Annotated in this window: 10 protein-coding genes; 2 read left to right on the top strand and 8 right to left on the bottom strand. The window is 65.2% G+C overall.

Annotated features, from left to right (window positions below):
* The 8 genes from ACT4OC_RS31015 to ACT4OC_RS31050 all read right to left on the bottom strand — a co-directional run.
* The coding region (locus tag ACT4OC_RS31015) for an NAD(P)/FAD-dependent oxidoreductase (protein ID WP_444842888.1) at nucleotides 1-984 on the bottom strand (984 nt) is incomplete at its 3' end.
* Nucleotides 981-1,898: an SDR family NAD(P)-dependent oxidoreductase gene (locus ACT4OC_RS31020; protein ID WP_444842880.1), complete on the bottom strand. Its 918-nt coding sequence runs from the start codon at nucleotides 1,896-1,898 to the stop codon at nucleotides 981-983. The genes ACT4OC_RS31015 and ACT4OC_RS31020, both read right to left, overlap by 4 nt.
* Nucleotides 1,899-2,013: 115 nt before the next feature.
* Nucleotides 2,014-2,493 (bottom strand): MaoC family dehydratase, encoded by a 480-nt coding sequence (locus ACT4OC_RS31025; RefSeq protein WP_444842881.1) that lies wholly within the window; start codon nucleotides 2,491-2,493, stop codon nucleotides 2,014-2,016.
* Complete coding sequence (locus tag ACT4OC_RS31030) at nucleotides 2,493-4,229, bottom strand: AMP-binding protein (protein WP_444842882.1); 1,737 nt, start codon at nucleotides 4,227-4,229, stop codon at nucleotides 2,493-2,495. Before ACT4OC_RS31030 ends, ACT4OC_RS31025 begins: the two co-directional genes overlap by 1 nt.
* A gap of 51 nt (nucleotides 4,230-4,280) precedes the next feature.
* Nucleotides 4,281-5,168, bottom strand: coding sequence for a 3-hydroxyisobutyrate dehydrogenase (mmsB, locus tag ACT4OC_RS31035; protein WP_444842883.1), 888 nt, complete (start codon nucleotides 5,166-5,168; stop codon nucleotides 4,281-4,283).
* 29 nt (nucleotides 5,169-5,197) lie between these two features.
* Entirely contained in the window at nucleotides 5,198-6,280 is a 1,083-nt protein-coding gene (locus ACT4OC_RS31040; RefSeq protein ID WP_444842884.1) for an enoyl-CoA hydratase/isomerase family protein, read from the bottom strand.
* Nucleotides 6,277-7,422, bottom strand: a complete 1,146-nt coding sequence (locus ACT4OC_RS31045; RefSeq protein WP_444842889.1) for an isobutyryl-CoA dehydrogenase — start codon at nucleotides 7,420-7,422, stop codon at nucleotides 6,277-6,279. The genes ACT4OC_RS31040 and ACT4OC_RS31045 overlap by 4 nt, the downstream gene beginning before the upstream one ends.
* 119 nt (nucleotides 7,423-7,541) lie before the next feature.
* Nucleotides 7,542-9,038, bottom strand: a complete 1,497-nt coding sequence (locus ACT4OC_RS31050; RefSeq protein ID WP_444842885.1) for a CoA-acylating methylmalonate-semialdehyde dehydrogenase — start codon at nucleotides 9,036-9,038, stop codon at nucleotides 7,542-7,544.
* Nucleotides 9,039-9,157: 119 nt separating this feature from the next.
* On the opposite strand from ACT4OC_RS31050, the gene ACT4OC_RS31055 reads away from it, so the two are divergent.
* Together ACT4OC_RS31055 and ACT4OC_RS31060 are read left to right on the top strand one after the other, a co-directional pair.
* Nucleotides 9,158-10,069: a LysR family transcriptional regulator gene (locus ACT4OC_RS31055; RefSeq protein WP_444842886.1), complete on the top strand. Its 912-nt coding sequence runs from the start codon at nucleotides 9,158-9,160 to the stop codon at nucleotides 10,067-10,069.
* 70 nt (nucleotides 10,070-10,139) lie between these two features.
* Nucleotides 10,140-10,567, top strand: a 428-nt coding sequence (locus tag ACT4OC_RS31060; RefSeq protein WP_444842887.1) for a saccharopine dehydrogenase family protein, incomplete at its 3' end; no start/stop codon positions are given.

Below are 10,567 nucleotides of genomic sequence, written 5' to 3' on the forward strand. Positions count from 1 at the left end.
GTTGATGAACCGCGCCAGATCAGCAGATGGCATCGACGCCAGCGACATGCCGGATGCTTTCGCGGCTTCCTGCAGCAGCCCGATGGCAACAGGCGAAAGGCCGGCCGCCTTGCGGAGGAAATTCGACAGCGACTGCTTGCCCTTCGGCGCCGAGAGCCTCTTGGCCAGACCGTCCGCGCTGAGATCGGGCCGCAGCGCGACCGTCAGCGTCGCCTGCCCGCTGCGCAGGATTGCATCGCGCAATTCGGCCGAGAGCGCATAGACAGTACCGCCTTCGATGCCGGCGCGGGTAATGACCGCCTCGCCGCGCGCGGTGTGCGACCTGATGCTCAATTCCACGCCCTTCAGCGGCTGGCCCTCAAAGCGATCGCGAAACATGTCCGACCAGGCGACGGTGAAGCCGGAGTTGGCGGGCTTCAGCGGCGAGATCGCGACACCCTTCGCTGCAAGGATTTCCACCCAGCCGCCAGCGGAGCCAAGCCGCGGCCAGCTGGCGCCGCCGAGCGCGAGCACCGTTGCGGATGCCGCGACCGCGCGCACTCCGTCCGGTGTCCGAAACTGCAGCCGGCCCTGCGCGTCCCATCCCTCCCAGCGATGCCGGAACGCGAACCTCACGCCATCGGCATCGAGCCGCCGCAGCCAGGCGCGCAGCAGCGGCGATGCCTTGAACGCCTTCGGAAACACGCGCCCGCTGCTCCCGACAAAAGTCGGCTGCCCCAGCGCCTCGCTCCACGCGCGCAACGCATCGGGTGGAAACGTCTCGATGGCCGCCGCAAGCCGCGGCGCCGCCTCGCGGTAGCGCGCGAGAAACGCCGGCAGCGGCTCGCTGTGGGTGAGATTCAGCCCGCCCCGCCCCGCCATCAGAAACTTTCGGCCGGCCGACGGCATCGCGTCATAGACGGTGACCTTGGCGCCGCCCCGCGCCAGCACTTCGGCCGCCATCAGGCCGGCGGGACCGGCGCCGATGACGGCGACGTCGCTCAGAGCTTCACCCCCGCGCGCTTGGCGGCCTGGCCGACATATTTCTGCGTCTGCTCGAACGCGCCTTCCAATGCCTTCGCAGTCGACAGATCGGCGATCTCGTTGAAGTGCGCAGCGATCGCGTCCGGCGTCCACTCGGACGGCGGCAGGTTGATGCCTTCGGTCTCCATGATCCTGATCACGGCAAATGAGCCGGCGCCGGCGCCCATGATGGTTCGGGTCGGCGCGTCCTCGCTGAGCAGATATTCCACCGCCGGCGTGATCGCCTCGGGACGCATCAGCTCCAGCGCCTGCGGTGGCAGCAGCTCCTCCGTCATGCGCGTGGCGGCAGTCGGCGAGATCGTGTTGACGCGGACATTGTTCTTGCGGCCTTCCGCGGCGAGCACGTTCATCAGGCCGACAATGCCGGCCTTGGCCGCGCCGTAATTGGCCTGGCCGAAATTGCCGAACAGGCCGGACGACGAGGTGGTGAGCACGATGCGGCCGTAGTTGCGCTCGCGCATGCCGTCCCACACCGCCTTGCAGCAATAGAAGGTGCCGACGAGATGCACGTCCAGCACCTTGGCGAAATCCTGGACCTCCATATTGCCGAACGACTTGTCGCGCAGAATGCCGGCATTGGCGACGAGCAGGTCGACACTGCCCCAATCCTTGGTGGCGCGGTCCACCATCGCTTTGACTTGCGTGAAGTTCGAGACGTCGGCGCCGTCGGCCATAGCGGTGCCGCCGGCCTTGCGGATTTCCTCCACCACGGCCTCGGCCGGCGACAGCGAGCCGCCAGTGCCGTCGCGCGCGCCGCCGAAATCGTTGACCACGACCTTGGCGCCCCGGCTGGCGAGCCCCAGCGCATGCGCCCGTCCAAGTCCATTGCCAGCGCCGGTCACGATGGCGACGCGTCCGTCAAACCTGATAGTCATGCGAAAGATTCCCGCTTTTCGTCATGCCCGGGCTTGACCCGGGCATCCATCAAGAAAGATTGCTCTTCTGAAGAGGATGGATGGCCGGGTCAAGCCCGGCCATGGCGGCTCGAGGCTAAGCGAAATAGATCAACCCGAGCCAGTCGGCGACCAGCGCCGGCTTCTGCTCGCCCTCGATCTCCACGGTCACATTGGTGCGGCTCTGCAGCTCCTTCGGCTTGCGCAGCGTTGCCTCCGTCAGCACGAATCTCCCGCGCACGCGGGAGCCGGCGCGCACCGGCGAGAGGAAGCGCAGTCTGTCGAAGCCGTAGTTCACGCCCATGGTCGTGCCCTGGATCGCCGGCATCACCTCGTAGGACATGATCGACAGCAGCGACATCGTCAGGAAACCGTGCGCCACGGTGTTGCCGAACGCGGTTTCCTTCTTCGCCCGCTCGGGGTCGACATGGATGAACTGGTGGTCCTCGATCACGTCGGCATAGACATTGATCCGGCTCTGGTCGATCAGGTGCCAGGACGATACGCCGACCTCCTTGCCGACCATGGCCCGATAAATCTCGAGCGAGACCGGCGGCTTCTTCCAGACTTCGTTCATTACTGGCTCGTCTCCAACCCGGCCGTGCGCACCTTCGCCAGCTCAGGGAAATCCTCCTCGCGGAACTCGAGGCCCCGCAGCGCATCCTCACGATTATTGTCATGCTCGAGGCGGCGCAACTGCACGCGGCGGATTTTTCCCGAGATTGTCTTGGGCAATTCCGTCACCAGCTCGAGCTTGCGAATGCGCTTGAACGGCGCAAGGCGCGTGTGCATGTGCTTGAAGATCGACAGCGCCGTTTCGGGGCCACGCTCGACGCCGGCCGCGAGCAGCACGTAAGCCTTGGGGATCGCGAGTCTGATCGGATCGGGGCTCGGCACCACGGCGGCTTCGGCCACCTGCTCATGCTCCAGCAGCACGCTTTCCAGCTCGAACGGACTGATGCGGTAATCGCTGGATTTGAACACGTCGTCGGAGCGGCCGACAAAGGTGAAATAGCCCTCGTCATCGACGAACACGACGTCGCCGCTGCGATAGAGATCGCCGTCGGTGCCGGATAGTTTCCCCTCGTCGCCCTGATAGCCCTGCATCAGGCCGGCGGGACGATCGCCGCCGAGCACCAGCGTCACCTCGCCCTCCTTGGTCTCGTGCCCGTCGTGATCGGTCACCCGCACACGATAACCCGGCAGCGGGCGGCCCATCGAGCCGATCTTCACTTTCTGGCCCGGCGAATTGCCGGCAAGCGCCGTAGTCTCGGTCTGGCCGTAGCCGTCGCGGATGGTGAGGCCCCAGGCGGCGCGCACCTGGTCGATCACTTCGGGATTGAGCGGCTCGCCGGCGCCGCAGGCTTCGCGCAGGCTTACCTTGAAGTCGGACAGCTTCTCCTGGATGAACAGCCGCCACACCGTCGGCGGCGCGCACAGCGTGGTGACGCCACAGTGGCCGATGATCGACAGCAGCCCCTTTGCCTCAAAGCGCGGCTGGTTGACGATGAAGATCGTCGCCCCCGCATTCCAGGGTGCGAAGAAGCAGCTCCAGGCGTGCTTGGCCCAGCCCGGCGAGGAAATATTGAGATGCACGTCGCCGGGCTGCAGGCCGAGCCAGTACATGGTGGAGAGATGGCCGACCGGATAGCTGCGCTGGCTGTGCCGTACCAGCTTTGGCTTTGCCGTGGTGCCCGAGGTGAAATAGAGCAGCATCGGGTCGTTTGCGTTGGTCGGGCCGTCGACCGTGAATGCATCCGAAGCCTTCGACGCCTCCTCGAAGGGCATCCAGCCGTCCTTGCCCGTCCCGCCAATGACGATGCGCACGAGTTGGTCGTCGCCAAGACCGGCAAATTTTCCGACCTGATCCTGCGTCGCGACCACTGCCCTCGCCCGGCCGCGATCAAGCCGATCGCGCAACTCATCCGGTGTCAGGAGCGTCGTGGCGGGAATCACGACCACGCCGAGCTTCATCGCCGCCAGCATGGTTTCCCACAGCGGCACGACGTTGCCGAGCAACAGTAGCAGATGATCGCCGCGCTTCAGGCCTTGCGCGCGTAGGAAGTTGGCCACCTGGTTGGAACGCCGCGAAAGCTCGGCGAAGGAGAGTTTCGTCTCGCGTTCGCTGCCGACATCGACGATCCAGAGCGCCGCGCGGTCGCGGCTGTCGAGACTATGCGCCAGCTCCGCATCGAACCAGTCCAGCGCCCAGTTGAACGGCACCGGATCGGGCCACCGAAATCCCTTGACCGCAGCATCGTAGTCGGTGCGGTGCTGCAGCAAAAAGGCTTGGGCTTCCTTGAAAGTCGTCATGTCCGGCCGTCCGCTGTGCGTGCCGGGACGTCGCCCAAGAGATGACGACCGTTACTTCCCGGCAAGGCCCCTAACGTGCTGGATAATTCCGGAAAAGTCGACCCCGCCATGACCGGCAGCATCGAAGGCCTTGTAGAGTTCCTGCGCATGCTTGCCGAGCGGCGTCGCTGCCCCGGATGCCTTCGCCGCATCCTGCGCCAGCGTCAGGTCCTTGACCATCAGCGCCGTGGCAAAGCCCGGCTTGTAGTCGTTGTTGGCGGGCGATGTCGGCACCGGACCGGGCACCGGGCAGTACGTCGTCAGCGCCCAGCACTGCCCCGAAGAGGTCGAGACCACGTCGAACACCGCCTGGTGCGACAGTCCGAGTTTCTCGGCCAGCGCGAACGCTTCGCCGACCGCAATCATGGATACGGCAAGCACCATGTTGTTGCAGATCTTGACGCCCTGCCCCGCGCCGGCGCCGCCGCAATGCACGATCTTCTTGCCCATGCCTTCCAGAACGGGTTTTGCCGCCGCAAATGATTTTTCGTCGCCGCCGCACATGAAGGTCAGCGTCGCGCCCTTGGCGCCGCCGGTGCCGCCGGAGACTGGCGCATCGACCGAGCCCATGCCGTGCTTCGCGGCAAGCGCATGTGCCTGCTTGGCGCTTTCGACGTCGATGGTGGAGCAATCGATGATCAGCGCGCCCTTGTTCATCGCGGGCACGACCTCGTTCCACACGGAGAGGACATGCTTGCCGGCCGGCAGCATGGTGATGACGACATCGGCACCCGTCACGGCCGCCACCGCGCTCTCGCCGATCGCGGCGCCGTCGGCCTTGGCCTGATCGCGCGAGGCCGCGACCAGGTCGAACGCGGTCACCTTGTGCCCGGCCTTGACCAGGTTGGCCGCCATCGGCCCGCCCATATTGCCGAGCCCAATGAATGCGATGTTTGCCATGTGTTTCCTCCGGCTGTCGTTGTTCTGAATCAAGGGAATTTCAGTTCGTCAGCGCCGATCTCCGCAAAGTATGGCGCGATCATCTCCGGCGTGACATCCTCGATGCGCGGCGGCGACCATTTTGGCTGGCGATCCTTGTCGATCACGGCGGCGCGCACGCCCTCGCGGAAATCGTCGCTCGCGAACACCTGGAGCGCCGCACGATATTCGCGCACAAGGCATTCTTCGAGGGACTTCGCGGTGCGCGCGTGTCGCAACAGCTTCAGCGTCACCACCATGCCGCGCGGAGACTTTTCGCCAAGCGCCCTCAGCGTCGCCCGCGCCGGTTCTGAACCGTCGCTCTGCAAGGCGGCGACGATATCCTGCATGCGATCATGGCCGAACCATCGGTCGATATTCGCCTGCATCGCCGCGACGGGACCGGAGGTCTCACCGGTCGCAAAGCCACCGATGAGCTTCTTGACCTCGGCCGCCGCTGCACCGGCGCGGACCTTGGTCAACGCTTCTCGCATCGCCGGCCATTTCGATGTCGGCACGACTGCATCGGCAAAGCCTGAATAGATCGCGTCAGGCCCGTTCATGGTCTGGCCGGTCAGGCCGAAATAGGTGCCGATCTCGCCCGGCGAATGCGACAGCAGCCAGGTGCCGCCGACATCCGGGAAAAAGCCGAGCCCGACCTCGGGCATCGCGAGCGTGGTTTTCTCCGTCACCACGCGGTGGCCGGCGTGCGCCGACAGACCCACGCCGCCGCCCATCACCAGCCCGTCCATGAACGCGACATAGGGTTTTGGAAACTTCGCGATCCGGGCGTTCATGATGTACTCTTGGCTCCAGAACACCTTGCCGAGATCGCCGCCCACCCTGGAGCTTTCCCAGAGGCCGCGGATGTCTCCGCCGGCGCACAGCCCGCGCTCGCCCGCGCCTTCCAGCAGCACTATTGCGACGGCTGGATCCGCCTCGAACCGGTCGAGCGCCGCATCGATGCCGAGCGACATCTCGAGCGTCATAGCGTTGAGCGCCTTCGGGCGGTTCAGCCGGATGATACCCGCCGCACCCTCGCGCCGCACGATCAGGTCGGGCTCGGCGCCCGCAACGGCAGCCGCCTGGCTCATCGGCCGCCCTCGATCAGCTTGCGCGATACGATCAGCCGCATGATTTCGTTGGTCCCCTCCAGAATCTGGTGCACCCGCAGATCTCGCACGATCTTCTCGATGCCGTATTCGCTGAGGTACCCGTAGCCGCCATGCAGCTGCAGCGCCTGGTTGGCAACCTCGAAGCCGACATCGGTGCCGAAGCGCTTCGCCATCGCGCACAGCATCGTCGCGTCCGGATCCTTGCGGTCGAGCGCCGCGGCCGCACGCCACAGAAACGTCCGCGCCGCCTCCAGCTCGGTGGCCATATCGGCGATGCGGAACTGCAAGGCCTGGAATTCGTCGAGGCGCTTGCCGAAGGCTTTTCGCTCCTTCATGTAGGCCAGCGACTTGTCGAGCGCGCTCTGAGCGCCGCCGAGCGAACAGGCGGCGATGTTGAGGCGGCCGCCGTCGAGCCCAGCCATCGCGATCTTGAAGCCGATGCCCTCCTCGCCGAGGAGATTTTCGACCGGGATACGAGCGTTCTCGAAAATCACCGCGCGGGTCGGCTGCGCGTTCCAGCCCATCTTGCGCTCGTTGGCGCCGAACGACACACCCGGCGCCTTGCCTTCGATGACGAGCGTCGACACGCCGCCGGGCCCGTCGCCGCCGGTACGCACCATGGCCACCAGGATATCCGTACCGCCGGCCCCTGATATGAACTGCTTCTGCCCGTTGAGGACGTAGTGGTCGCCCTCACGCACCGCACGGGTTCGCAGCGCGGCGGCATCCGAGCCGGCGCCCGGCTCGGTGAGGCAGTAGCTCGCGATCAGCTCCATCGTGCAAAGCCTCGGCAGCCACTTGCGGCGCTGGGCGTCGTTGCCATAGGCATCGATCATCCACGACGCCATGTTGTGGATCGAGATGAAGGCCGAGACGGTGGGACAGCCGGTCGCCAACGCCTCGAAGATCAGCGCCGCGTCGAAGCGCGTCATGGCCGAGCCGCCGACGTCGTCCTTGATATAGATGCCGCCGATGCCGAGGCCGGCCGCCTCGCGCATCACGTCGACGGGAAAGTGCTTCTCCTCGTCCCAGCGCAGCGCATGCGGCGCGATCTTCTCGGCCGCAAACGTTCGCGCCATGTCGCGAACCGCGATCTGGTCCTCGTTGAGGGCGAACTGCATTCCGGCCTGCTCGTTGTTGTCGTCATTGCGAGGAGCGAAGCGACGAAGCAATCCATCTTCCATTTCGCGGCAACATTGGATTGCTTCGCTTCGATCGCAATGACGGCTGGGCTACACCATCACTTCATCAGCGGGATCGAGAACTCCGCGCCTTCCTTGACGCCGGACGGCCAGCGCGAAGTCACCGTCTTGGTCTTGGTGTAGAAGCGGACCGAGTCGGGACCATGCTGGTTGAGGTCGCCGAAGCCCGACCTCTTCCAGCCGCCGAAGGTGTAGTAGGCGATCGGCACCGGGATCGGCACGTTGATGCCGACCATGCCGACGTTCACGCGCGCCGCAAAATCGCGCGCGGCGTCGCCGTCGCGGGTGAAGATCGCAACGCCGTTGCCGTAGTCGTGCTCCGAAGGCAGCGCCAGCGCTTCCTTGTAGTCATGGGCGCGCACCACCGAGAGCACGGGGCCGAAAATCTCTTCCTTGTAGATCCGCATGTCCCTGGTGACGTTGTCGAACAGCGAACCGCCGAGATAGAAGCCCTTCTCGTAGCCCTGCATCTTGAAGCCGCGGCCGTCGACGGCCAGCGTTGCGCCTTCCTTGATGCCGACGTCGATGTAGCTCTTCACCTTCTCGACCGCCTCGCGGGTCACCAGCGGACCAAAATCGGCGGACGGATCGACCGAGGTGCCGATCTTCAAGGACTCCACGCGCGGGATCAGCTTTTCCATCAGGCGGTCGGCAGCGGTCTTGCCGACGGGGACCGCGACCGAGATTGCCATACAACGCTCGCCCGCGGACCCATAGCCTGCGCCGATCAGCGCATCGACGGTCTGGTCCATGTCGGCGTCGGGCATCACGATGGCGTGGTTCTTGGCGCCGCCAAAGCACTGGCAGCGCTTGCCGGTTTGCGCCGCGCGCTCATAGATATATTGCGCGATAGGCGTCGAGCCGACGAAGCCGATGGCCTTGATATCGGGATCGTCGAGGATCGCATCGACGGCCTCCTTGTCGCCGTTGACGACGTTGAGGATGCCGGGCGGCAGCCCCGCCTCCATCATCAGCTCGGCCAGCCGCATCGGCACGCCGGGATCGCGCTCGCTAGGCTTCAGGATGAAGGCGTTGCCGCAGGCGATTGCGGGCGCGAACTTCCACATCGGGATCATCGCCGGGAAATTGAACGGCGTGATCCCGGCGACCACGCCGAGCGGTTGCCGCATCGAGTAGATGTCGATGCCGGGGCCGGCGCCTTCCGTGTATTCACCCTTCATCAGATGCGGAATGCCGCAGGCGAACTCCACGACCTCGAGGCCGCGCTGGATGTCGCCCTTGGCGTCGGGAACGGTCTTGCCGTGCTCGCGTGCCAAGAGTTCTGCGAGCTTGTCGTAGTCGCGCTGCACCAGCTCGAGGAACTTCATCATCACGCGCGCGCGCCGCTGCGGATTGGTGTTGGCCCATTCGCCCTGGGCGAGCGCGGCGTTCTCGACGGCGGCGCGGACTTCAGCCTTGGATGCCAGCGCCACTTTGGCCTGCACGTCGCCGGTCATCGGCTCGAACACGTCAGCCGTCCGCCCGGACGTACCCTTTACTTCCTTGCCACCGATGAAATGACCGATTGAGCGCATGAAAACCTCCCTTCGCCCGTCCGGATCGTGCCGATCCGCTTCTGGGTCGCTTTACAAACCCTTTTGACCTGCATTTTATAGGATTCAAGTCCAAGATATTGCACCTTAGATGTGCGGAAATGCTGGATCAAGGCGGCATGATCGACTGGGATGATTTCCGCTTCGTACTCGCCATCGTGCGCGGCGGGTCGGTGTCGGCTGCCGCCCGGCAGCTCGGCGTCGATCATGCCACGGTGATCCGCCGTGTCGACCGGCTGGAACAGTCGCTTTCGGCAAAATTGTTCGACCGGCGCAAGAGCGGATACCTGCTCACCGAGGCCGGCCAGCGCGTCGCCGACAGTGCGGAGGCGATGGAATCCACCATCGTCGCCAACCAGGAGGCGGTCGGCGGCTCGCGCGCGCATCTGACCGGTACCGTGCGGATCGGCGCGCCCGACGGCTTCGGCAGCCATTTCCTCGCCTCGCGGCTGGTGGCCTTCAGCGAGCGGTATCCCGATCTCGACCTGCAGCTGGTGGCGACCGCGCGCCTGTTCAGCCTCTCCAAGCGCGAGGCGGATATCGCCATCAGTCTGACCATGCCGAAGGAAGGCCGCATCGTCGGAAGAAAGCTGCTCGACTACACGCTTGGCCTCTTTGCCGCGCCCGCCTATCTGGCGCGCAGCCCGGAGATCAGGCAGCGCGCCGATCTCGCCGCGCACCGCTTCGTCGGCTACATTGAGGAGCTGCTGTTCACCCCGGAACTCGACTACCTGCCGCAGGTCTCGCCAAAGATCTCCGCCAAATTCCGCAGCGCCAACCTGATCGCGCAGCTCAACGCGACCATCTCCGGCTTCGGCATCGCCGTGCTGCCGCACTTCATGGCGTCGGCCCATCCGGAGCTGCAAGCCGTGCTGCCGGACGAGGTCTCGATCACCCGCACCTTCTGGATGCTGATGCACGCCGACAGCAAGGATCTGGCCCGAATCCGCGCGGCGGCCGATTACATCCACGAGACGGTGGAGCGCGAGCGGGCACTGTTCAAGCCCTCTTGAATCCGCCAGCTCTGCGCACCCCAAAGGCGGGAACTGTGATATCCTCCGCCAAACGCGATGGTACGGTTCAATGAAGCGGGACTTCGACCTCATCGTCTATGGCGCGACGGGTTACACCGGACATCTCATCGCCGAATATCTGGCGACGTCCTATCGCGGCGATGATGCTCCGTCCTGGGCTATTGCGGGACGCTCGACGGACAAGCTCCAGAAGGTGCGGGCCGACATCGGCGGATCGGACGATTTGCCTTTGGTTCAGGCGGATTCGGCCGAGCCGGCCAGCTTGCGTTCGATGTGCGAGCGTGCGGCCGTTATCATCACGACGGTCGGGCCTTATCAGCTCCACGGTCCCGAGCTTGTGGCGGCGTGCGCTGCCACGGGCACGGCCTATGTTGATCTGTGCGGCGAGCCGGCCTGGATGCGGCGCATGATCGACGCCTATCACGAAGAGGCGAAACGGACAGGCGCGCGCATCGTCTTTTCCTGCGGCTTCGACTC

Source organism: Bradyrhizobium sp. (assembly GCF_052389815.1).
In the GTDB taxonomy this organism is placed as follows: Bacteria; Pseudomonadota; Alphaproteobacteria; order Rhizobiales; family Xanthobacteraceae; genus Bradyrhizobium.